General features: G+C 68.3%; 17 protein-coding genes. 10 read left to right on the top strand and 7 right to left on the bottom strand.

Annotation, left to right across the window (positions count from 1 at the left end):
- Positions 1 to 23: 23 nt before the first annotated feature.
- From SOM28_RS14780 to SOM28_RS14770, 3 genes are read right to left on the bottom strand one after another with little or no spacing between them, the layout of a single operon-like run.
- Positions 24 to 914 carry a hypothetical protein gene (locus SOM28_RS14780; RefSeq protein ID WP_123068756.1) on the bottom strand — a complete coding sequence of 297 codons (891 nt, stop codon included), beginning with the start codon at positions 912 to 914 and terminating at the stop codon, positions 24 to 26.
- Positions 915 to 924: 10 nt separating this feature from the next.
- Positions 925 to 1,920, bottom strand: coding sequence for an NAD-dependent epimerase/dehydratase family protein (locus SOM28_RS14775; RefSeq protein ID WP_123068755.1), 996 nt, complete (start codon positions 1,918 to 1,920; stop codon positions 925 to 927).
- Positions 1,920 to 3,284, bottom strand: a complete 1,365-nt coding sequence (locus tag SOM28_RS14770) for a UDP-glucose dehydrogenase family protein (protein ID WP_320468565.1) — start codon at positions 3,282 to 3,284, stop codon at positions 1,920 to 1,922. Before SOM28_RS14770 ends, SOM28_RS14775 begins: the two co-directional genes overlap by 1 nt.
- Before the next feature lie 338 nt (positions 3,285 to 3,622).
- On the opposite strand from SOM28_RS14770, the gene SOM28_RS14765 reads away from it, so the two are divergent.
- Positions 3,623 to 4,948, top strand: coding sequence for a putative O-glycosylation ligase, exosortase A system-associated (locus SOM28_RS14765; protein ID WP_320468564.1), 1,326 nt, complete (start codon positions 3,623 to 3,625; stop codon positions 4,946 to 4,948).
- Here SOM28_RS14765 and SOM28_RS14760 read toward each other — a convergent pair.
- Both SOM28_RS14760 and SOM28_RS14755 read right to left on the bottom strand, forming a co-directional pair.
- The gene (locus tag SOM28_RS14760; protein ID WP_320468563.1) at positions 4,945 to 6,192 is read right to left on the bottom strand and encodes a pyridoxal-dependent decarboxylase, exosortase A system-associated; all 1,248 of its coding nucleotides are present in this window, start codon (positions 6,190 to 6,192) and stop codon (positions 4,945 to 4,947) included. The genes SOM28_RS14765 and SOM28_RS14760 overlap by 4 nt on opposite strands.
- 32 nt (positions 6,193 to 6,224) lie before the next feature.
- The gene (locus SOM28_RS14755; protein WP_320468562.1) at positions 6,225 to 7,796 is read right to left on the bottom strand and encodes an acyl-CoA ligase (AMP-forming), exosortase A system-associated; all 1,572 of its coding nucleotides are present in this window, start codon (positions 7,794 to 7,796) and stop codon (positions 6,225 to 6,227) included.
- Between the two features lie 212 nt (positions 7,797 to 8,008).
- Between SOM28_RS14755 and SOM28_RS14750 the strand changes: the two genes are divergently transcribed.
- Together SOM28_RS14750 and SOM28_RS14745 are read left to right on the top strand one after the other, a co-directional pair.
- Positions 8,009 to 9,217 carry an aminotransferase class I/II-fold pyridoxal phosphate-dependent enzyme gene (locus SOM28_RS14750; RefSeq protein WP_320468561.1) on the top strand — a complete coding sequence of 403 codons (1,209 nt, stop codon included), beginning with the start codon at positions 8,009 to 8,011 and terminating at the stop codon, positions 9,215 to 9,217.
- Complete coding sequence (locus tag SOM28_RS14745; RefSeq protein ID WP_320468560.1) at positions 9,214 to 10,239, top strand: GNAT family N-acetyltransferase; 1,026 nt, start codon at positions 9,214 to 9,216, stop codon at positions 10,237 to 10,239. The genes SOM28_RS14750 and SOM28_RS14745 overlap by 4 nt, the downstream gene beginning before the upstream one ends.
- A 2-nt stretch (positions 10,240 to 10,241) precedes the next feature.
- On the opposite strand, the gene SOM28_RS14740 is transcribed toward SOM28_RS14745, so the two are convergent.
- Positions 10,242 to 11,285: a polysaccharide deacetylase family protein gene (locus tag SOM28_RS14740; RefSeq protein ID WP_123068750.1), complete on the bottom strand. Its 1,044-nt coding sequence runs from the start codon at positions 11,283 to 11,285 to the stop codon at positions 10,242 to 10,244.
- Between the two features lie 514 nt (positions 11,286 to 11,799).
- Here SOM28_RS14740 and SOM28_RS14735 point away from each other — a divergent pair.
- Entirely contained in the window at positions 11,800 to 14,085 is a 2,286-nt protein-coding gene (locus tag SOM28_RS14735) for a hypothetical protein (RefSeq protein WP_320468559.1), read from the top strand.
- A gap of 90 nt (positions 14,086 to 14,175) precedes the next feature.
- On the opposite strand, the gene SOM28_RS14730 is transcribed toward SOM28_RS14735, so the two are convergent.
- Positions 14,176 to 15,168, bottom strand: coding sequence for a hypothetical protein (locus tag SOM28_RS14730; protein WP_320468558.1), 993 nt, complete (start codon positions 15,166 to 15,168; stop codon positions 14,176 to 14,178).
- A 305-nt stretch (positions 15,169 to 15,473) separates the two neighbouring features.
- Between SOM28_RS14730 and SOM28_RS14725 the strand changes: the two genes are divergently transcribed.
- The 6 genes from SOM28_RS14725 (at position 15,474) to SOM28_RS14700 (ending at position 22,243) form a co-directional block, all read left to right on the top strand.
- The gene (locus tag SOM28_RS14725; RefSeq protein ID WP_320468557.1) at positions 15,474 to 16,352 is read left to right on the top strand and encodes a hypothetical protein; all 879 of its coding nucleotides are present in this window, start codon (positions 15,474 to 15,476) and stop codon (positions 16,350 to 16,352) included.
- A 19-nt stretch (positions 16,353 to 16,371) separates the two neighbouring features.
- Positions 16,372 to 18,564 carry an RIFT barrel domain-containing protein gene (locus tag SOM28_RS14720; protein ID WP_320468556.1) on the top strand — a complete coding sequence of 731 codons (2,193 nt, stop codon included), beginning with the start codon at positions 16,372 to 16,374 and terminating at the stop codon, positions 18,562 to 18,564.
- Positions 18,565 to 18,755: 191 nt separating this feature from the next.
- Entirely contained in the window at positions 18,756 to 20,216 is a 1,461-nt protein-coding gene (locus SOM28_RS14715; protein ID WP_320468555.1) for an oligosaccharide flippase family protein, read from the top strand.
- A gap of 11 nt (positions 20,217 to 20,227) precedes the next feature.
- Entirely contained in the window at positions 20,228 to 20,491 is a 264-nt protein-coding gene (locus tag SOM28_RS14710; RefSeq protein WP_123067523.1) for an acyl carrier protein, read from the top strand.
- Positions 20,488 to 21,339, top strand: a complete 852-nt coding sequence (locus SOM28_RS14705; protein ID WP_320468554.1) for a hydrolase 2, exosortase A system-associated — start codon at positions 20,488 to 20,490, stop codon at positions 21,337 to 21,339. Before SOM28_RS14710 ends, SOM28_RS14705 begins: the two co-directional genes overlap by 4 nt.
- Entirely contained in the window at positions 21,329 to 22,243 is a 915-nt protein-coding gene (locus SOM28_RS14700; RefSeq protein ID WP_320468553.1) for a hydrolase 1, exosortase A system-associated, read from the top strand. Before SOM28_RS14705 ends, SOM28_RS14700 begins: the two co-directional genes overlap by 11 nt.

Below are 22,243 nucleotides of genomic sequence, written 5' to 3'. Positions count from 1 at the left end.
TATCGTCACCTGCCGGGGACGGTTCAGCCCTGGCGCGCGCCGCGCGTCAAGCGGTTCAGATACCACTGGGCCATCGAGACATAGCGCTTGCGCCACTGGCGCAACCAGACCTTGGGCGGCTTGATCGGATGCCACAGCAAGTCCTTCTCGCGCCCCGGGCGCAGGCGGATGTTGAGGGTGCCGAAGCTGCCGTTCTTGGCGAAACCGTCGTTGGACACGCCGGTGTAGCGCTTGTTGCGGTCTTCCTCGGCCACGAACTCGCCGGCGCCGCCGAAGTCGACCACGCTCATGCCGCCATGCTTGAGGATCGTGGCCCAGGCATTCTCGCTGTGGGCGGTCCAGCCGGCGCGGTAGTAGCGGTCGATGAGGTCGAGCGCCGCGCCGCTGATGCGGAAGAAGGTCAGGAATACCAGCCAGCTGTCGGCCGGCTTGAGGTCCAGGCCGGGCGCGCGCAGCATCGCGGAATACGTCCATTCCTCTTCGCCGCGCGCCAGGTGGGCGGCCAGCAGATCGCCCTCGCGATCGGCCAGTCCGGCGAACAGCTGATACAGCTCGCCCGAATAGTCGACGTCGTCCTCGACCACCCAATACTCGGCAAATTGCGGCTGCGCGCGCCGGAACAGCAGCGGCGGCAGGTCGCAGTTGCCGGGGATGAGCTTGAACGGACGCGCGGCGCCCTTGGCCGGATAGCCGAGGGTATCGATGGCGTCCGGACCATACACATGGTGCTCGATCTCGACGCCGTCGAGCACCACCTTGCGCACGCCGGTCTTCGCATTCGGCGTGTACGAGATGGCGGCGAAGCGGCATTGCGGTCCCAGGCGCAGGAAAGCGGCGCGGAAACGCAGCAGGCGCTTCTTCACCGCGACCGGGTCGGTGGTCTGGAACAGCAGGATCTGCGGCTGGTCGTTCATGCGCCCCCCATCATGCGCGGCGTGGCGCCCAGTCACGGTACCAGGCCCAGAAACTGGCCAGTCCGGCGGCCAGCGGCGTAGTCGGCGCGAAGTCGACCCAGGCCTTGAGCTTGTCGATCGAGGCATGGGTGGCCGGCACGTCGCCCGGCTGCATCGGCAGGAATTCCTTGCGCGCCTCGATGCCGATCGCGCCTTCCAGCGTCTGGATGAAGTCCAGCACCCGCACCGGATTGTGGTTGCCGATGTTGAACACGGTATGCGCCGCGCGCGTTTCCGTGGCCGGCGTCGGCTTGAACAGCAGCCGCACCACGCCTTCGACGATGTCGTCGATATAGGTGAAGTCGCGCGTGAGCAGGCCTTCGGCGAACACCGGAATCGTGGCGCCGCGCGCCATTTTCTCGGCGAAGCTGAAATAGGCCATGTCGGGACGGCCCCAGGGTCCGTAGACCGTGAAGAAGCGCAGGCCGGTGGCCGGCAGCTTGAACAGGTGGCTATACGAATGCGCCATCAGCTCGTTGGACTTCTTGGTGGCGGCGTACAGCGAGACCGGGGCGTCGACCTGGTCGTCCTCGCTGAACGGCACCTTGGCGTTGGCGCCGTAGACGCTGCTGCTGCTGGCATACAGCAGGTGTTCGATCGCGCCGTGGCGGCAGGCTTCGAGGATGTTGCCGAAGGCGACCAGGTTCGACTGCACGTAGGCGGCCGGATTCTCGATCGAGTAGCGCACCCCGGCCTGGGCCGCCAGGTGCACCACCAGCGTCGGTTGCTCGCGTTCGAACAACGCCGCGACCTGGGCCGCATCGGCCAGCTCCACCGTGTGGCAGGCCACGCCGGCGGGCGCCAGCAGGGCCGCCACCCGGTCGTGCTTCAGGCGCGGATCGTAGTAATCGTTGAAGTTGTCGCAGCCGACCACCTGGTGGCCCATTGCCGCCAGGCGCGCCGCCACGAAGCTGCCGACGAAGCCTGCGGCGCCCGTGACCAGGATGCGGTGGGTGCCCGTGATCATCAGGCCGCCTTCCGGCTGACGCGGCCGATGCCTTCGTAGGCCAGGCCGGCTTCGGCGACTTCCGCCGGGTCATAGATGTTGCGGCCGTCGAAGATCGCCTTGCCGCGCAGGGTCTGGGCCAGGTGGCGGAAGTCCGGCGCGCGGAATTCCTTCCACTCGGTCACCAGCACCAGCACGTCGGCATTGTCGACCGCGGCGGTGGCCGAGCTGGCGATGGTCAGCATCTCTTCGACGCGGGCGGCGCCGTGGTCGCGTTCCAGCACGCGCAGCGCTTCGCTGCTAGCCACCGGATCGTAGGCGCGCACGCGGCAGCCGGCGGCGAACAGTTCCTTCAGCAGGATCAGGCTCGGCGCCTCGCGCATGTCGTCGGTGTTCGGCTTGAACGACAGGCCCCACAGCGCGACCGTCTTGCCGTTCAGGTGTTCGACGCCGCCGTAGAAACGCGACAGCTTCTTGAACAGGACGTTCTTCTGGTTGTCGTTGACGCGCTCGGTCGCTTCCAGGATGTGCAGGGTCTGCTCGTGGTCGGCGCCGGTCTTGACCAGGGCTTTCACGTCCTTCGGGAAGCAGGAGCCGCCATAACCCATGCCGGCATACAGGAATTGCGAGCCGATGCGCGGGTCCAGGCCCATGCCGTGGCGCACCGCCTCGATGTCGGCGCCCAGCACTTCGGCCAGGTTGGCCAGCTCGTTCATGAAGCTGATGCGGGTGGCCAGCATGGCGTTGGCGGCGTACTTGGTCAGCTCGGCGCTGCGCACGTCCATCTCGACCAGCTTTTCATGGTTGCGGCTGAATGGCGCGTACAGCTGGCGCATCAGGCGCGTGGCGCTGGCGTCGTCGCTGCCGACCACGATGCGGTCCGGACGCATGAAGTCCTCGATCGCCGCGCCTTCCTTCAGGAATTCGGGATTGCTCACCACCGAGAACGCGACGGTGCTGCCGCGCTTGTCGAGTTCGCCCTGGATGGCGGCGCGCACCTTGTCGGCGGTGCCGACCGGCACGGTCGACTTGTCGACCACCACCACCGGCGTCTCGATGCGCTGGCCGATCGAGCGGGCCGCGGCCAGGATGTGGGTCAGGTCGGCGCTGCCGTCTTCATCGGGCGGGGTGCCGACCGCCAGGAACACGCATTCGGCGTGCGCCATGGCTTCGTCGTAGCTGGTCGAGAACAGCAGGCGACCGGCGGCGGCGTTGCGCTCGACCATGGTGTCCAGGCCAGGTTCGTGGATCGGGATGACGCCATTCTTGAGCATGGCGATTTTTTCGTCGTTGACGTCGAGGCACAATACGGTGTTGCCGACGTCGGCGAAGCATGCGCCCGAAACCAGGCCCACATAGCCGGTGCCGATGATAGTGATCTTCATGATTTGTCTGGAAGTTGGATAAACTGAAGGATTAACTGAACGAAAGAGACCGGTGAAAGCGCACGCCGTGCGCGCCGTTTTTCCTTATGCCGGGTGTTGCTTCAGCTGACACGAATAAGGTGTAACAGTGCTGATCAGAACTTGAATTATAGTATCATGCTTGTCAAAAATTTATGCATCTGGCGTCAATCGTGCTGCCCTCCGGAAAAATTTTTCGCATAATGGCGGCATTGCTTTTTAACAAACCCCGAGCCTGGCGCCAGCGATACGGGCGCCCCATGGAACCCTGCCCACCCACATGAAGCCAACCATTTCCAGCATGCCGAGGCGGCCCCACCATGCGTGACCTCATCCTGCTGCTCGCCTTCGTGGCGATCATTCCCTACATCTTCAAGCGCCCCGTGGTCGGCGCCATGGCCTATGCCGTGGTCAGCCTGATGAATCCGCATCGCCTGAGCTACGGCTTCACCCAGTTCTTCCCGTTCGCGATGTACCTGTCGATTATCACGCTGGTGGCGGTCATGCTGTCGCGCGAGCCCAAGAAGATCCCGATGTCGCCGCTGGTGGTGGTGCTGGCGATCTTCTTCGGCTGGATGACGGTCACCACCATCTTTGCCCAGGTGCCCGCCGCGGCCTGGCAGGACTGGGACCGGTTCAGCAAGATCGTCCTGATGGTGTTCATCACCATCATGACGGTGCGCACGCGCAAGGACGCCAAGATGCTGGCCATCGTGGTGGCGCTGTCGCTCGGTTTCTGGGGCGTCAAGAGCGGCATCTTCGTCATCTTCAGCGGCGGTGGAGAGGGCTTGCTCGGTCCGCGCGCGAGTTTCATCAGCGACAACAACACGCTGGCGCTGGCGCTGGTGACGATCACGCCCCTGCTGGTCTACCTGGTGACCCAGGTCGACGGAAAATGGCTCAAGCGCGGGGTGCTGGCCATGGCCGGCCTCACCGCGCTGGGCGCGATCGGCTCGTATTCGCGCGGCGCCTTCCTGGCTGTTTTCATGATGGGCTTCTTCCTGTGGCTCAAGTCGCACCACAAGCTCAAGACCGGCATCGCCTTCCTGCTGATCGTGCCGATCGTGCTGCTGGCGATGCCGGAGGCCTGGATGGGACGGATGAACACGATCCAGACCTATGACGAGGACGCCTCGGCGACCGGACGCATCAATTCCTGGCTGTTTGCGATCAATATCGCCAACGAGTTCGTGCTGGGCGGCGGACCGAACGTGTTCGCGCCGCATATGTTCATGCTGTATGCACCGGAGCCGGAGCGCTACTTCGACGCCCACAGCATCTATTTCCAGATCCTGGGGGAGCAGGGCTATATCGGCCTGGGCATCTTCCTGTTCATGTTCGTGGTGGCCTGGCGCCTCGGCTCGCGCGTGATCCGCTTCTGCAGCGGCAAGGAAGACCTGGCCTGGGCCCTGATGCTGGCCCGCATGTGCCACGTCAGCATCATCGGTTACATGACCGCTGGGGCCTTCCTGACGCTGGCCTACTATGACCTGATCTATTACGTGTTCGCGATCCTGATCACGCTGGACAAGGTGCTGATCCGCGCGCCGGTGCAGGAGGACATCCCACCGATGCGCATCCCGTTCATGCAGGACCGCATCGACCGCTGGCTGGGCAAGGCGCCCGACGCCAGGGCGCAGCGCTAGACCAGCACTTCCAGCGCCGCCGGATGGCCCAGGAATTGCCCCGGGCTGGCGCTGGCGCCATAGGCGCCTGACTGGAACACCACCACCAGGTCGCCGACGCGGGCATGGGCCAGCGGCATCCGGTCGGCCAGGATGTCGAGCGGGGTGCACAGCGGGCCGGTGGCCGACGCCGGGCCGCTGTCCGGCGCGTCGCCCGAGGCGTTCATGCGGTTGCCGACCGCCACCGGATAATTCTTGCGGATCACCTGGCCGAGGTTGCCCGAGGCGGCCAGGTGGTGGTGCATGCCGCCGTCCAGCACCAGGAATACCTCGCCGCGCGAGACCTTGCGGTCGATCACGCGCGCCACGTACACGCCAGCCTCGCCGACCAGGTAACGTCCCAGTTCCAGCGCCAGCCGCGCCTGCGGCAGCGCCGCGGCCAGGCGCGGCAGCCAGGCGGCCAGGTGCTCGCCCATCGGCGCCGGATCGATGCGCGCCTCACCCGGGAAATACGGGATGCCGAGGCCGCCGCCGATGTTCAGCTGGCGCAGCGCCAGCGGGCTGTCGCCGGCCAGCCGCATGGCCAGCTCGATGCTGCGCGATTGCGCCTCGACGATGGCGTCCAGGCGCAGGCTCTGCGAACCGCTGAAGATGTGGAAGCCCTGGAAATCCAGGCCCAGGGCGGCCACCTGCCGCAGCACGGCGGGCGCCTGTTCCTCGTCGATGCCGAAGGGCTTGGCGCCGCCGCCCATCTTCATCCCCGACGATTTCAGCTCGAATGCCGGGTTGATGCGCAGCGCCACGCGCGGCGTGACGCCAAGCGCTTCGCCGATGCGCGCGGCGCGCGCCAGTTCGTGTTCGGATTCGATGTTCAGGCACACACCGGCGGCGATCGCCTGGCGCAGTTCGGCATCCGTCTTCGCCGGGCCGGCGAAGCTGATGTGGGCCGGGTCCTTGCCGGTATCCAGCGCGGTTTTCAGCTCGCCGCTGGAGGCGACGTCGAGGCCGTCGACCAGGCCCGCCATGTGCTGCACCAGGGCCGGCATCGGATTGGCCTTGATCGAATAATGCAGCGCCACCTGCGGCGGCAGGATCGCGCGCAGGCCCGCGACCTTCGCGCTGCAGGCGGCGCGGTCGAGCGCGAAGAACGGCGTGCGGCCGACGCGCTCGGCCAGCCGGGTGAGCGGGATGCCGCCGACTTGCAGGACGTCGTCGACCACGGGGAAATGAATCTGGGGAGCGTGCTGGGGCTTGGTGCCGGTCATGGGAATGTTCTGGATGCGGTAAGGCCAGGCCTTTACTGGCCTTGGCCGGGCTGGAAGGTCGTGCGCAGCAGGTTGCGGTCGATCTTGCCGTTCGGGTTGCGCGGCAGCGCCTCGGCGCGCACGACGATGTGGGCCGGGATCATGTAGGCCGGCAGCCGGCGCCGGCATTCGGCCAGCAGCGCGGCGCGATCTATCGTTTCAGGGCCGGTCACCGCCACCGCCACGATCGCCTGGCCCAGCGTCTCGTCGGCGACGCCGAACACCGCCACCTCGCTCACCAGGCCGCTGGCATGCAGCACGCTTTCGACCTCGGTCGGGCTGATGCGGTAGCCGGAGACCTTGATCATCTCGTCGCTGCGGCCGATGAAGTACAGGTAGCCGTCGGCGTCGCGGCGCACGGTGTCGCCCGACCACACGGCCAGCTCGGGCAGCGGCAGGGCCGGATCCTGGCCAGGCGCCGGGCGGAAGCGCTGGGCGGTGCGCGCCGGGTCGTTCCAGTAGCCCAGCGCCACCAGGGCGCCGCGGTGCACCAGTTCGCCCGGCTCGTCGGCCTCGCACAGGCTGCCGTCGGGACGCACCACCAGCACCTCGGCGTTCGGGATCGCGCGCCCGATCGAATCAGGGCGGCGCGCCAGTTCGGCCGGCGGCAGATACGTCGAGCGGAAGGCTTCGGTGAGGCCGTACATCAGGTAGACCTCGGCGCGCGGCAGCGCCGCCCGCAGCGCCTCGACCGTCACCATCGGCATGGCGCCGCCGGAATTGGTGATGAAGCGCAGCGTGCAATCGGCCGGCCACTCCAGGCGCGACAGGGCGATCCACAGCGGTGGCACCGCGGCCAGGCCGGTGATGCGCTCGGCGCGCACGGCGGCCACGATATCCTTCGGGAACAGGTAATTCATCAGCACCACGCAGGCCCCGCGCAGGAAGGCGGTGGTCAGCTGGCTCAGGCCATAGTCGAAGCTCAGCGGCAGCACCGCCAGCAGTCGGTCGTCGGCCCGCACGCCCAGGTAGCCGGCCACGCTGGCGGCGCCGGCCACCATGTTCCGGTGCGACAGCACCACGCCCTTGGGGGCGCCGGTGCTGCCCGAGGTGTACAGGATGGCCGCCATATCGGTGTCGATGCGGCGGTGCGGAGTAAACGATACACCGGTCTCGAGCTGCGACCAGTGCAGCAGCGCCAGGCCCGAAGGGGACGGCGCCGGCCGGGCGCCGTCGGTCAGCAACAGCGCGCGCAGGTCGGGGCAGCCGGCCAGGCTGGCGGCCAGCTGGGCCTGGCGTTCGGGCGTCGTCACCAGCAGGCGCACATTGCAGTCGGCCAGGATGTAGGCCACCTGCTCGGGTTTCAGCAAGGGATTGACCGGCACGAACACGCAGCCGGCGGCGGCCGCGCCGAACATGGCCACCACGTTCTCGATGCGCTTTTCCATGTACACGGCGACCCGCTCGCCCGGCCGCATTCCCTGGGCCAGGAACAGGGCGGCCGCGGCTTCCACCTGGCCGGCCAGTTCGCGGTAGGTGCAGCGCGCCGCGCCATAGGCCAGGGCCTCGGCGTCGGGGGTGCGCGCCGCGCTGTCGAAGATGCTGTCGTGGATCAGGTGGTTCATCGCATTCGGGGTTGATCGCCGCAAGGCGCGTAATGGCGCGGCGCATCCGCCACGCATCTGCCATCTTACCAGTTCGGGCCGCGCAGCAAGGGGATTGCATGCTTTTTCGACATCGCTGCGCGAGCGCGCGCACCGCTGCCGGTGCGCGGAAACGGCCAGGCCGCATGTTATATTTAAATCATGCCGAGAATAAACACATCCGCAGCACCAGCATGACCGACACCAGGTCCATTCCCTCCGTTCCCGTCCTCTCGCTCGGCACCTTCGCCGGCGGCGGCGCCAACCTGCCGGCGCTGGACGACGCGCCTGCGGTGCAAGCCGTCACGAGCGGCCGGATCGCGATCGGGATGGCGCTGCGCGCCCTCGGCGTCGGCCCCGGCGACCGGGTGCTGGTCCCGGCCTATCACAGCCCCTCGATGATCCCGCCGGTGCACTGGCGCGGCGCCGAGGTGGTGTTCTACCGGGTCCATCCCGACACCACGGCCGACCTGGACGACCTGGCGCGTAAACTCGGTCCCGGCGTGAAGGCCGTCATGGCCACCCATTTCTTCGGCTTCCCGCAAGACCTGCGCGCCCTGCGCGCGCTGTGCGACGCCAATGGCGCCGGCCTGGTCGAGGATTGCGCCCACTGCTACTTCGGCGAACGCGATGGCGTCGCGGTCGGCAGCAGCGGCGACTATGCGATCGGCAGCAGCATGAAATTCTTCCCCATCTTCGAGGGCGGCTGCCTGGTCTCGCACCGGCATGCGCTGCCGGCTGTCCCGCAGGGCGGCGGCCGTGGATTCGAAGCCAAGGCGGCGCTCGGCGCGCTCGAGGCCAGTTTCGCCCAGGGCCGCCTGCCCATCCTGCGCGCCGCGCTGGCCCTGCCGTTGCGCCTGAAGACCGCGCTGTGGAATTGGGCAAAGGCGCGGACAAAGGCGCGGCCAGACGCCCGGGGCGCAAGCCCGGCCCCGGCGCTGGCCCCATCTTCGTCGGACAGCAGCTTCGACTTCGATCCCCACTGGGTCGACCGCCGTTCGTCCTGGTTCTCGCGCGCCGTCCTGCGGCGCGCCGGCCGTGCGCGCCTGGTCGAAGGACGGCGCCGCCATTACCTGGAACTCGAACGCGCGCTGGCCGGCGCGCCCGGCTGGCAGCCGCTGTTCGCGGCGCTGCCGGCCGGCGCCTGCCCCTGGGTGTTCCCGCTGCTGGCGGACCATCCGGAAGCGCTGTTCGAACGGCTGCGCGCCGCCGGGGTGCCGATGGTGCGCTTCGGCGCCAGCCTGTGGCCCGGCGTGGACGCCAGCGTGTGCCCCAACAGCGTCGCGCTCGGCCGGCGCCTGTTCGGCCTGCCCGTGCACCAGGAATTGCGGGCCGGCGAACGCGCCTGGCTGGCGGCCGCCGTGCGCCGTGCGCTGGAAGAAACCGCCGAGGCGGCGCGATGAACTGGCGCGTGGTCCCGGCGGCCGAACTGCCGGCCCGGCCCGAGCACCTGGAGCGCTGGCGCCGCCTGCACCGGGAAAGCGCCGGGTCGCCGTTGCTGGCGCCGGAATTCGTGCTCCCCTTGCTGGCCGTGTTCGGCACGGGGCGGGAAGTGCTGGCCTGGCACGAGCGGGATGGAGAAACCGACATCATGGCGATCCTGGCGCCGTCGCGCCCCGGCGCCTGGAACACCTTCCAGCCGGCCCAGGCGCCGGTCGGCCTGTGGCTGCAGCGCGACGCCGGGGCGCGCGGCGCCAGCCTGCCCGCACTCTTGCGCGCCCTGCCCGGCGCCGCCCTCATGCTCGGCGTGACTCAGTGCGATCCGATGCTGATGGACCGCCCCGCGCAGGCAGACGCCGGCCTGCGCACCATGGACTACATCGAGACCGCCCGCGTCACCCTGCCGGCCAGCTTCGACGACTACTGGAACACGCGCGGCAAGAACCTGCGCAGCAACCTGCGCAAGCAGCGCAAGCGCCTGCAGGACGACGGCGTGCCGACCCGGCTCGAGGCCAGCCGCGCGGTGCACGAGATGGCGGCCGCGGTCGAGGATTACGGGCGCCTGGAAAGCGCGGGCTGGAAGGCGAAGGACGGCACCGCCGTCAGCGCCGGCAACGAGCAGGGACGCTTCTACCGCGCCATGCTGGAAGCCTTCGCCGGCATCGATGCGGCCTGCGTCTACCGCTACTTCGTCGGCGAGCGGCTGGCGGCGATGGACTTGTGCGTCGAGGGCGGCGGCTGCATCGTGGTGCTCAAGACCGCCTACGACGAGGGCATCGGCAACGGCCTGTCGCCGGCGCTCCTGATGCGCGAGGAAGCCACGCGCGACATCATCCAAGCGCGCCGCTTCGAACGCATCGAATTCTATGGCCGGGTGATGGAGTGGCATCTGCGCTGGACCGGCGAGGTGCGCACCATGTACCACCTGAATGCCTACCGCTGGCCCTGGCTGGGCCGGCTGCACGCGCGCGCCGCCGGGCGCTGATTTCAGCGCACCGCTTCGAGCGCCCGCGGCGCGACCCCGGCCTGGGGCGCCAGCGCCGCCCCGACCTGCGACAGGGCCAGGAACTGGCCGCCGATCTCGTCGCGGAACCAGGCGCAGTAATCGTGGATCGTGGAAATCAGGCGTTCCCGGTCGGCCGCGTCGCGCACATAGGGCGTGTGGCCGGGCACCAGCGAGGGACTGTGGTAGGTCAGCGAGAACACTTCGCAGCCGTCGGCGCGCAGCGCGCGCGTCAGGCGCCGCATCTCGGCGCCGCTGGCGACTTCGGGACTGAGGCGGATGCGCTCGAGCGCGCGCGTGCGCGCCAGCATGCCGCCCATGCGCAGCGCGCGTCCCGACGGGCTGCGCGCCAGGTCGAACAGCTGCGGTCCCATGCCGCGCAGCCAGCCGGCGTAGCCGGTGGTCACCGGCAGCTCGAGCAGGCGCCGTCCGCCGGCCTCGAACCAGTAGGGATGCTCGTCGAAGGCGCGGAAATCCGGCGCGCCGTCGTCCTCGAAGCGGGTATAGGGCACCACGCTGGCGTCGATCTCGTAGCCCAGCGCAGCCACCGCCTCGGCGCTGTGCGGTCCCAGGCCATAGCGGCCGGCCTTGAAGGCGGTCGGGGCGCGCCCGAAGGCGTTGCCGATGGCGTTGGTGAGCATGCGCAGCTTGGCCAGCTCCAGCTCGCGCGGCAGGTTGCCGGCGTAGGAATTGAAACGCGTGACCTGTTCTTCGTAGGGAGGCGAGACCCAGGGGTGCAGCTGGGTGCCGATGTCGCAACGCCCTTCCTGCATCAGCCGGCGCAGGGTGGCGACGGCCTGCGGGGCGGTGGCCACCGGCCAGTCGACCATATACGCCGGCACGATGCCGAAACGGTCGAACACGCGCTCGTGCATCAGCGGCTGGGCCGCGACCGAGGCAGTGTCGACGCTGGCGCGGTCGAATGGCCGGTCCCAGGCGAATTCTTCCTCGGTATCGACGATCACGATCAGGACCGGCGGCCGTCCGGCCGCCAGCCGGGCCGCTACATGGTTGGTTGTGCTTAGCATTGCATCATTTCCGCGAAGCCCGCGTGCGCCGCATGGGCGCAGCACAACGGCCGGCACGTGTCCTTGGGTAACCGGACCGGCCATGTCGCCAGTCCATTGATGTTGTCATCCTATCACATTCGAAAATGTTCCAATGTCAACTTCGCAATGGTGTGCATGCGTTACCCAACCCAAATACAGTAAATATGAAACTCTCCCGGCGGGAAAAACGATGCAACCAGCCTAAAAGTCGGAATTGGTAGTCCAATAAGTGCTTTAAAACCAAGAAAATTGTAGCTTTTTCACGTCTTTTTGCAAAAACACTCTTGACTTCGTAAGAGTAAATACTTTCAAAAGCAGCATCTCCGTTGTTTTTGCGCAGGAAATCGGCAAAATCTGTTCAAAATTGGCCCATGGAAATATTTAAGCGGGTAAAGTTCAGTTCCACACGGAAATTAAATTTCTCTTGCGAACTATTACCCCTACTTTCATGACCTCTGACCAGATCATCCCGAGCCGCGCGGACCGTGGCAATGTGCGAACCTCCCAGCCGGTTCGCCTGCCCGCGCGTTGCGCCCCGATCCTCGCCACCGTACTGAGCGCCGCCCTGCTGAGCGCCTGCGGCGGCGGCGGCGGTGACGATCTTGCGGCCGAGTCCATGTCCTATACCGATTCCGGCGCCTCGCTGGCCAAGACCACCACCGTGGTCGCCCCGCGGCCGGCCACCCCGACCGTGCTGACCCCGATCACCGGGAACACCCCGAACGCGATCGTCGCCGGCGCCACCATCACCGACTTCGAGATCCAGAACCTGGGCGCGGCCCAGACCAATGTGCCGTTCACCTTCGGCCAGGTGATCGCGGCCGGCCAGATGGCGAAGACCGAAGGCCTGGCCGCGCGCCTGTCGAACGGCACTCTGATGCGCCTGCAGGCCGACGTCAAGGCCACCCATGCCGACGGCTCGGTGCGTCACCTGGTCGTGTCCGGCATCCTGCCGAGCCTTGCCGCCGGCCAGATCGAGAAGATCCAGCTGGTCAAGTCGACCCCGTCCGATAAAAGCGCCGTCACCCTGCAGGACCTGGCCGCCAGCGGCCTGACCAGCGACGTGCAGGTGAACTACGAGGGCGTGCAATACAGCGCCACGCTCGCGACCGCGCTGGCCGCACCGAAGCCGGTCAGCTGGCTGTCGGGCGCCGTCGTCAACGAATGGATCGTCACCGCGCCGCTCAAGAGCGCCGCCGGCGTCGTGCATCCGCGCTTTACCGCAAGCTTCGCCGTGCGCTGGTATCCGGCCCTGAAACAGGCGCGGGTCGACGCGATCGTCGAGAACACCATGACGTTCAAGGCCTCGCACAATATGAAGTACGACGTCAACGTGAACGTCGCGGGCCGCTCGATCTATGCCAAGACCGGCCTGATGCACATGCACCACAGCCGCTGGCACCAGAGCGCCTGGTGGGACGGCGCGCGCACCCCGGCCATCCACGTGCGTCCGAACGTCCCTTACCTGATCGCCTCGAAGGCGGTGTCGAACTATGACCAGAGCGTCAAGCCGACCGAAGCCATGCTGGCCACCATGGACAAGCAGCTCACCGCCGAAAATACCGGCCCGATGAAGATCGGCCTGCTGGTCCCGGCCATGGGCGGCACCGGCGGCCGCCCCGACATCGGTCCGCTGCCGATGTGGAGCGTCAGCTACCTGCAGTCGCTGGACATGCGCGCCCGCAACGCCATGATGGCGGTGGCCGACGGTTCGGGCAGCTGGTCGATCCACATGCGCGACGAGAAGACCGGCGTCCCGCTGCGTGTCGACAACGAGGCGTACAAGAACACCTCGACCCACATGAACCTGGCGAACAAGGGCCCGCTGCCGGTGCCGCGCTGCGCCAACAACGACAAGAAGCTGTGCGGCTCGCCGTACACCCACGATACCGCCCACCAGCCGTCGATGGCCTACCTGCCCTACCTGCTGACCGGCGACTATTATTACCTGGAAGAGCTGCTGTTCTGGGCCGCCAGCAACCCGCTGGAAACCGATGCGGCAAACTCCGGCTACGGCCAGGGCCTGGTGCGCTGGCAGCAGGTGCGCGGCCAGGCCTGGTCGCTGCGCACGCTGGGCCACGCAGCCTACATCACGCCGGACGCCCATACGCTGAAGGACTATTTCGTCAAGCAGCTCGACAACAACCTGAAGTTCTACCACGCGACCTATGTGACCGGCAATCCGAACCAGCTGGGCGTGTACGACGGTTCCGGTTCCGGTTCGTTCAAGGTGGCGGCGTCGGCGCCATGGCAGGATGACTTCCTGACCTGGAGCTTCGGCTACCTGGTCGAACTCGGCTTCGACAAGGCGCTGCCGATCCTGCAGTGGAAGGCCAAGTATCCGGTCGGCCGCATGACGACGCCGGGCTTCTGCTGGATCCAGGCCTCGGCCTACCATATGGAGTTCCGCCCCAGCGCCAGCGCGCCGCTGTTCAGCGACCTGGCCACGATGCACGCGTCTAACTTTGGCGGCGACACCATCCTGAACGAGAGCAAGAAGCTGAAGCACCCGAAAGGCCTGAAGTACATCGACCAGCCTTGCGCCAGCAAGGAGCAGAGCGACTGGCTGCGCACCGCCAGCAACGGCCACTGGTCGCCGGGCCGCATGTCGGGCTACTCCGATTCGACCATGGGTTATCCATCGAACATGCAGCCGGCGCTGGCGGTGGCGGCCAATTCGGGCATCGCCAACGCGGCCCAGGCCTGGACCGTGTTCAGCGGCCGCGCCGACAAGCCCGACTACAACAAGGGCGCGCAGTGGGACATCATCCCGCGCTGATCGCGGACCGTGCCCCGGAGGGCCGCGCCTGAAGCGCGCCGCCCGGGATGCGATACGAGGCGCCGTCACCGCAAGGTGGCGGCGCCTTTTTCATAGGGCGGTCGGCGTGCGCCAGGCGCGCACCCGGCAGCGCAGGCTGCGCAGGCCCAGGCTGGCCAGCGCAAGCGGCGCCGGCGCCCGGCGCGCCGGCAGGGTCTCGAACAGCAGGGCGGCCCAGGCCCGGGTGCAGGCCTCGGCCCGTACTTCCTCGCCCCGCCGGAGCCCGTTCTCGACCATGGCCCGGTACAGCTGCCGCTCGGCCGCCAGACGCGCCAGCGCCGCACCGGCCTCCTGCGCCGACGCCACTTCGATGTAGTCGAGCGGCGAGCGGCGCAGTTCGCGGTAGGCCTGCTCGGGGCCGAGGATGGCCGGCACCCCGGCCAGCCAGGCGTTGATCAACTTGCTGGCCGGCTTCTTGGCGTGCAGGTGGGACAGGTCCTTGCGCATCGCCAGCACCACGTCGGTGTCGTGGTAATCGTTCCAGCTGGTCTGGTAAGAGGCCGCATTGCCGCCCCAGGCCACCGCGTCGCAGCGCCACTCGATGCCCTGGCGCCGCAGTCCGTCCGCCCATTCCGGCGCGGCGAATTCGGGCGTCATCTCCCCCACCGTACCCTTGAAGGCGACCGTCCGCACGGCGCTGCCGCGCTGCGCATCGCGCGGCACCAGGCCCGGCTGCGGCCAGTGCTGGATGTGGAAGACGGCGCTGCCGTCGGCGCAGGCGCCGTTCTGCACGATCTCGACGTCGGCATGCGGCTGGCGTGGACGGTCGGCGCGCGCCGCCACGACGGTCAGCGCCGAGGTCCAGCGCCGCCGGCACAGCAGCGCCGGCACGTGGTCGGCATGGACCACCGCCAGGCCGGACGCCGGCGCCTGCGCCGTCAGCACGACCGGGTAGCCGGCCCGCTTCAGGCGTAGATAGGTCTGGCCGACCCAGACCTGCACGCCGGTGCTGAACAGTTTCCAGTCCCGATCCGGGTCGGCATCCTGGAACAGGCGCACCTGCTGTGGATCGGGAATAAAAAATGTTACTTGGTCATTACTCAATGGTGCTCCGTACCTGATATTTCGTGACAACGTGCGCGTAACGGCGCACTTCGTCGTGAAGATAATGTCAAATGGCAAAAAATGCAGCACGGAACGCGTGCGCCCGGGAAATCAGCATATAATAATCGCGCGCTATTGCAAGAAATGCAAGAACAGCACGCCAGCGCCCATCAACCAGGCGGCACGTGAGGCTCGCCCGGATGCCGATACAGGAGTCAGTTAGGATGTCTTTACTACAGAGGATCGTTCAGCGCCTGAAACGGGATTATTTCCGTTCCCGGCACACGAAGGTGACCCGGGAAATCTTGTCGACCCCTCCGGTCGAGCGCGGCAACCTGCCGTTCATGCTGCTGTCGATGGTCCATACCCGCGACGTGCTCGCCTACCTGGTCGCGCTCAAGTCCTTCGTGCGTTACGCGAACGCGGAACGGGTCGTCGTGGTGTGCGATCCCTCGATCACCGACGAGGACCGGACCGTGCTGCGCCAGCACGTGCCGCACATCGAGCTGCACCACGCCGACGAATTCGTCCATCCCGACATTCCGCGCGGCGGCGTGTGGGAAAGGCTGTACGCGATCTCGGGCTTCGTGCGCGAAACCTACGTGGTCCAGCTCGACGCCGACACGGTTACTGTCCAGCCGATCCCCGAAATCGTGGAAGGCGTGCGCAACGCCACCGGTTTCGTGCTGGCCGACCTGCCCGATACCCCTCTGCGCCAGCTGCCGGCCGTGCGCGAGCATGCGCTGGGCGTGCTCAAGCCGGGCGCCCACATCCAGACCATCTCCGAGAGCGAGATGGTCAACGTCGGCCTGCCGCAGGACGCCCTGTACGTGCGCGGCTGCGCCGGCTTCACCGGCTTCCCGCGCTCAAGCACCATGCGCGACGCCATGCTCGATTTTTCGCGCCGCATGACCGCCAAGCTGGGCGCCGACTGGAAGCGCTGGGGCACCGAGCAGGTGACCTCGAACTACCTCGTGGCCAATGCCCACGGCACCCGTTCCCTGCCCTTCCCCAAGTACGGCACCCCCGACTGCGCCACCGCGGAAACGGCTTTCCTGCACTTCATCGGTTCGATGCGCTTCATTAACAGCAAGTATGAAGCCACCTCGCGCGACGTGATCCGCGCGCTCGACGCCGCGCCAGGGGCCGGCGCCACGCTCGCACAGTCGACCACGGCGCTCTGACGCCCGGCCCAGCGCTGCGATGTCCGGCACGCTCTCGTCTTCCGCACCGCGCCTGCTCCGCCTGCTGGCGCTCGCGGCCATGCTGGCCGGCGTCGCCACGCACGTCGCGGCGGCGCCGGCGGCGCTGGCCGAAGTCCGCATCCAGAACCTCGGCGGCGAGCAGTCCGCCATCCCCTTCACTTTCGGCCAGGTGTTCGCCCCGGGCGACCTGCGCAAGAACGAGGGCCTGGCCGCGCGCCTGGACGACGGCGCCCTGTTGCCCCTGCAGGCCGACGTCAAGGCCACCCATGCGGACGGTTCGGTGCGCCACGCGGTACTGTCCGGCGTCCTGCCGCGCCTGGGCGCGCGCGGCAATGCCGCCGTCGCCCTGGTCAAGGGCGAGGCGCCGGCGCCGCGCGCCGGCGGTAGCCAGGCCATCGACAGCCTGCTGGCCGACGGCCTGGACGCCGGCGTCACGATCGAGATCGGCGGCGCCACCTATCGCGCCACGCTGGCCAATGCGGTGGCCGGCGCCAGGGGCGGCAAGGGCGCCGGCCTGTGGCTCGATGGCCCGCTGGTCCGCGAATGGCGCGGCGCGGCGCCCCTCAAGGCGCAGGGCGGCGCCGCCCATCCGCTGCTGGAGGCGCGCTTCGCCGTGCGCTGGTATCCGGGCCTGGACCGACAGGCGCGGGTCGAAGTCGTGGTCGAGAACACCAAAACCTTCCAGGCCGGTGCGCGCAACCTGGACTACGACGTCGAGGTCGAGGTGGGCGGGCGCACCGTGTACGCGAAGAAGGGCCTGCGCCACTACCACCACGCGCGCTGGCGCCAGCTGGCCTGGTGGAATGCGGCGCGCGCCCCGGACCTGCACGTGCGTCCCGACAGCGCCTACCTGATCGCTTCGCGCGCCGTGTCCAACTACGACCAGGGCATCGCGCCGAGCGAGCTCTCGCTGGTCAACCAGGTCAAGCGCCTGCCCGAGGAAAAGACCGGCCCGATGACCATCGGCCCCGTCAATCCCTACATGCCCGCCACCGGGGGCCGCAACGACATCGGGCCGCTGCCCGCCTGGTCGGTGCAATACCTGCTCTCGAAAGACCCGCGCGCCTTGCGGACCATGGTCGCCGCCGCCGAGGGTTCCGGCAGCTGGTCGATCCACCTGCGCGACGAAAGGACCGGCTACCCGCTGCGCACCGACAGCGCGGCCAACCGCGCCGTCTCCACCCACATGAACCTGGCGGACAAGGGCCCACTGCCGGTGCCGCGCTGCGCCGCCAAGGGCCTGTGCGAGACGCCCTACAAGCACGACACGTCGCACCAGCCCTCGCTGGCCTACCTGCCCTACCTCCTGACCGGCGACTACTACTACCTGGAAGAACTGCAGTTCTGGGCCGCCAGCAATCCGCTCGAAACCGATCCGGTCAATTCGGGCCACGGCCAGGGCCTGGTGCGCTGGCAGCAGGTGCGCGGCCAGGCCTGGTCGCTGCGCACGCTGGGCCACGCCGCCTACATCACGCCCGACGCCCATCCGCTGAAGGATTACTTCGCCAGGCAGCTCGACAACAACCTGAAGTTCTACCACGCCACCTACGTGGCCGGGAACCCGAACGCGCTGGGCGTGTACGACGGTTCCGGCGCCGGCTCGTTCAAGGTCAAGGCATCGGCGCCGTGGCAGGACGACTTCCTGACCTGGAGCTTCGGCTACCTGGCCGAACTCGGGTTCGAGAAGGCGCTGCCGATCCTGCGCTGGAAGGCGAAGTACGCCGTCGGCCGCATGACGACGCCGGGCTTTTGCTGGATCCAGGCCTCGGCCTACCACCTGGAATTCCGCCCGGGACCGAAGGAGCCGCTGTTTCGCGACCTGCCCACGATGTATGCCTTCAATTTTGGCGGCGACAGCATCCTCAACGAAAGCAAGAAGCTGCGCCATCCGCAAGGCCTGAAGTACATCGACCAGCCATGCGGGAGCCACGAACAGAGCGAGTGGCTGCGCGTGGCCAGCAAGGGCCACTGGTCGCCCGGGCGCATGTCGGGCTTCTCGGATTCGGTGCTCGGCTTCCCGGCCAATATGCAGCCGGCGCTGGCGCTGGCGGCGACCTGGGGCGTCCCCGATGCCGACCAGGCCTGGGAGCGCTTCGAAGCGCGCGCCGACCGGCCCGACTACCGCAAGACGCCGGTGTGGGCGATCGTGCCGCGCGCAGGGCTGGCGCGCGAGGGCGCGGCGCGCCGCTGAAACGCCGCGCCATCCGCGATCGATGATGCAAGAAATGTATCGTGCGCGCATGTGTAAATAAGGATGCAGCTTATAATGTTGTGCATTACAGCAATCGGTTGCGCGCATCAAAAGAGGTTTGCAGGCATGCCATCCATTCACCACCTGATCCGGGCCGGCGCCTGAAGCGCGCTGCTGCGATTTCCTGAACCATGGCCAACCTGCGACGCTCGCTGCTCATCACCTTCTGTTCCTCGACCGGCTCGACGGCGCTCAAGTTCGTCGTCAGCGTGCTGCTGGCGCGCATCCTCAGCCCGAGCGAGATCGGCATCTTCTCGATGACGCTGGTGCTGGTGAATTTCGCCCACGTGTTCCGCGATTTCGGCGTCACCCACTACATCCAGCGCGAAGCCGACCTGTCGTCCGACAAGCTGCGCTCGGCCGCCGGCGTGGCCTATGCCTCGTCGTGGCTGATCGCCCTGTGCCTGTACCTGGCCAGCGAGCCGGTCGGCGCCTGGTTCGACGAACCGGGGATGGTGCCGGTGATGGAGGTGCTGGCGCTCGGCTTCGTGTTCATCCCGTTCGGCTCGATCACGAACGCGATGCTGTCGCGCCGCTTCGAAGCCCAGAAGCAGGCCTATGTGAATGCCGCCGGCACCCTCAGCTACTGCGCCGCCTGCCTGATCCTGGCCAAGCTGGGCTTCGGCAGCATGAGCTTGGCCTGGGCCAACCTGATCAACATCCTGGTATGCGGCCTGGCCCTGATACCGCACCGCCCGCGCGAGCTGCCCTGGCTGCCCTCGTTCGCGCACTGGCGCGCGGTGGCCAAGTTCGGGGCCGGCTCGCTGGTCTCGAACACCGCCGCCGCCGTCAACAACGCGATCCCCGACATCCTGCTCGGCAAGCTCGGCTCGGCCAGCCAGGTCGGCCTGCTCAGCCGCGCCAACTCGACGGTCCAGATCTTCATCCACGTCGCCGGATCGACCGTGACCTATGGCGCCGTCTCCTACCTGGCGCAGATCTTCCACCGCGGCGAATCGCTGGCGCCGGTGCTGACCCGCGCCACCGTGCTGCTGACCGGCGTCGGCTGGACCGCGCTGGGCCTGACGGCGGTGCTCGGCCACGACATCGTGCTGGCGCTGTACGGTCCCACCTGGCTCGAATCGGTGCCGGCCATCCTGCCTTTGACCTTGGCCGCGGCCTCGGTCATGATGTTCCAGTACGTCGGCTTCGCCCTGACCGCGATCGGTCGCCCCTATATGAGCGCGGTATTCGTGCTGGCCATCCTGCTGTCGCGCATCGGCTTCGGCGTCTGGCTGTACGACGGTTCGCTGGTGAACTTCGCCTGGGCGCTGTGCCTGGCGACGGTGCTGACCACGCCGCTGCGCGCCTTCATCCAGCGCCGCTACTTCGGCCTCGGCATGGGCACCCTGCTGGCTGCCCTTTGGCGCAGCGCTGCAGTGGCCCTGGGCAGCTGCCTGGTTGGCTGGCTGCTGGCGCAGGCACTGCCGTCCTCGCTCGCGCCGCTGCTGCGCCTGCTCGTCATGGCGCCGCTGGTGGGCATCGCCTGGTATCTGCTGCTGCGCCTGACGCGCCACGAACTGGTGGACGAGGTGCACCGCCTGGCGGCCCCGATCAAGACCCGGCTGGCGCTGCTGCGCCCCAACCCGTGAATGGAATTCGCATGAACACAGACCACATCACCATCGACCAGATCAAGACCCTGCTCACCGACGTCCTCAGCCTGGGCGACGCCGGCCGCCAGCTGAGCGCCGACTCGCCGCTGCTGGGCGCGCTGCCGGAACTCGACTCGATGGCGGTGATCAGCCTGATCGCCGCACTCGAGGAACATTTCGACATTGCGATCGACGACGACGACATCAGCGCCAGCACCTTCTCCACCCTGGGCAGCCTGGCCGCATTCGTGGACGACAAGCGCGGCGCATGAAGGCCGCCGCCGGCGCGCCGGCCGAACCCTTCTTCCTGAAGGCGGACGGCGGGCAGCGCTTCTGCCTCTACCACCCGCCGGCCGGCCCGGCGCGCGGGGCGCTGCTGTACGTGCATCCCTTCGCCGAAGAGCTGAACCGCGCGCGCCGCATGGCGGCGTTGCAGGCGCGCGCCTTCGCCGCGGCCGGCCACGCCGTGCTGCAGATCGACCTGGCCGGCTGCGGCGACAGCAGCGGCGACTTCGGCGACGCGCGCTGGGAACTGTGGAAAGCCGACCTGGCGCTGGCCGCGGCCTGGCTGCAGGAGAAAACCGACGCGCCGCTGCGCCTGTGGGGCCTGCGCCTGGGCGCCCTGCTGGCGCTGGACTACGCGCGCGCGGCGGCGCACCCGGTGGCCGGCATGCTGCTGTGGCAGCCGGTGCTCAAGGGCTCCACCTGCCTGACGCAATTCCTGCGCCTGCGCCTGGCCGGCGCCTTGCTGGCCGATGGCGACGCCGGCCCGGGCGCCAATACTTCCGCGCTGCGCACCGCGCTGCAGAACGGCGAGACGCTCGAGATCGCGGGCTACGACCTCGATCCGCGCCTGGCGGCCGCGCTCGATGCGCTCGATCCGCTGGATGCCTTCCGCCCGGCCTGCCCGGTCGACTGGATCGAGGCGGTGGCGCAGCCGGGCGCGAATCCAGCCCCCGGGGCCGCGCGCGCCGCCAGCGCCTGGCAGGCGGCCGGGATCGACCTGCGCCTGCACCCGGTCCACAGCGCGCCGTTCTGGACCACCACCGAGATCACCGAGAGCGCGGCCTGGCTGGATGCCGGCGCAGCTGCCATGGAGGCGCGACTGCATGGTCATTGAAGACGTGGAAACGAGGCAGATGGACGCCGCTACCGGTCCGGACCCGCTACTGGAAGAACGCGCGCTCACCTTCGACTGCGGCGGCGCGCGGCTGTACGGCATCCTGAGCCTGCCCGCCGGTAAAGCGCCCGCCAGCCGCGGCGTGCTGGTGGTCGTGGGCGGCCCGCAATACCGGGCCGGCAGCCACCGCCAGTTCACCCTGCTGGCGCGCGACCTGGCGCGCGATGGCGTGCCCGTGCTGCGCTTCGACTACCGTGGCATGGGCGACAGCGAAGGCGCCATCCGCCCCTTCGACGAGGTCGAGGACGACTTGCGCGCCGCGATCGACGCCTTCATGGCGGCGGCGCCCGGCCTGCGCGAAGTGGTGCTGTGGGGCTTGTGCGACGCCGCCTCGGCGATCGGCATGTATGCCGCGCGCGACCCGCGCGTGGCCGGCCTGGTGCTGCTCAATCCCTGGGTGCGCACCGAGGACGGACTGGCGCGCGCCACCCTGCGCCATTACTACCGGGCGCGCCTGCGCGATCCGGCGTTCTGGAAACAACTGCTGCGCGGCGGCCTCGACTGGCGCCGCTCGCTGGCGTCGCTGCTGGCGCTGCTGCGCAAGGCCCGGGGCACGCCCGCGCCCGCCGCCGGCAGCGGCGCCACTGTCGCGGCCTCGCTGCCGGAACGGATGCGCACCGGCCTGCAGGAGTTTCGCGGGCAGGTGCTGCTGGTGATCTCCGGCGCCGACCTGACCGCGCGCGAGTTCTGCGACCTGGCCGATGCCGACCGCGCCTGGCAAGGCGTGCTGGCCCCGCCGCGCGTGACGCGGCGCCAGATCGACGACGCCGACCATACCTTCTCGCGCCGTGCCTGGCGCGACCAGGTCGCGCGCTGGACCGCCCAGTGGCTGCGCTCCTGGTAA

This window comes from Massilia sp. CFBP9026 (genome assembly GCF_034045165.1).
Classification (GTDB): domain Bacteria; phylum Pseudomonadota; class Gammaproteobacteria; order Burkholderiales; family Burkholderiaceae_D; genus Telluria; species Telluria arenae.
The sequence above is the reverse complement of the archived record's forward strand: the minus strand, read 5'-3'. Positions and strand labels throughout refer to the sequence as shown.

Excerpts from the sequence above, each read along its gene's own strand:
- SOM28_RS14780 (WP_123068756.1), bottom strand. The coding sequence starts at position 914 with ATGAACGACCAGCCGCAGATCCTGCTGTTCCAGACCACCGACCCGGTC.
- SOM28_RS14775 (WP_123068755.1), bottom strand. The coding sequence starts at position 1,920 with ATGATCACGGGCACCCACCGCATCCTGGTCACGGGCGCCGCAGGCTTC.
- SOM28_RS14770 (WP_320468565.1), bottom strand. The coding sequence starts at position 3,284 with ATGAAGATCACTATCATCGGCACCGGCTATGTGGGCCTGGTTTCGGGC.
- SOM28_RS14765 (WP_320468564.1), top strand. The coding sequence starts at position 3,623 with ATGCGTGACCTCATCCTGCTGCTCGCCTTCGTGGCGATCATTCCCTAC.
- SOM28_RS14760 (WP_320468563.1), bottom strand. The coding sequence starts at position 6,192 with ATGACCGGCACCAAGCCCCAGCACGCTCCCCAGATTCATTTCCCCGTG.
- SOM28_RS14755 (WP_320468562.1), bottom strand. The coding sequence starts at position 7,796 with ATGAACCACCTGATCCACGACAGCATCTTCGACAGCGCGGCGCGCACC.
- SOM28_RS14750 (WP_320468561.1), top strand. The coding sequence starts at position 8,009 with ATGACCGACACCAGGTCCATTCCCTCCGTTCCCGTCCTCTCGCTCGGC.
- SOM28_RS14745 (WP_320468560.1), top strand. The coding sequence starts at position 9,214 with ATGAACTGGCGCGTGGTCCCGGCGGCCGAACTGCCGGCCCGGCCCGAG.
- SOM28_RS14740 (WP_123068750.1), bottom strand. The coding sequence starts at position 11,285 with ATGCTAAGCACAACCAACCATGTAGCGGCCCGGCTGGCGGCCGGACGG.
- SOM28_RS14720 (WP_320468556.1), top strand. The coding sequence starts at position 16,372 with ATGTCCGGCACGCTCTCGTCTTCCGCACCGCGCCTGCTCCGCCTGCTG.
- SOM28_RS14715 (WP_320468555.1), top strand. The coding sequence starts at position 18,756 with ATGGCCAACCTGCGACGCTCGCTGCTCATCACCTTCTGTTCCTCGACC.
- SOM28_RS14710 (WP_123067523.1), top strand. The coding sequence starts at position 20,228 with ATGAACACAGACCACATCACCATCGACCAGATCAAGACCCTGCTCACC.
- SOM28_RS14705 (WP_320468554.1), top strand. The coding sequence starts at position 20,488 with ATGAAGGCCGCCGCCGGCGCGCCGGCCGAACCCTTCTTCCTGAAGGCG.
- SOM28_RS14700 (WP_320468553.1), top strand. The coding sequence starts at position 21,329 with ATGGTCATTGAAGACGTGGAAACGAGGCAGATGGACGCCGCTACCGGT.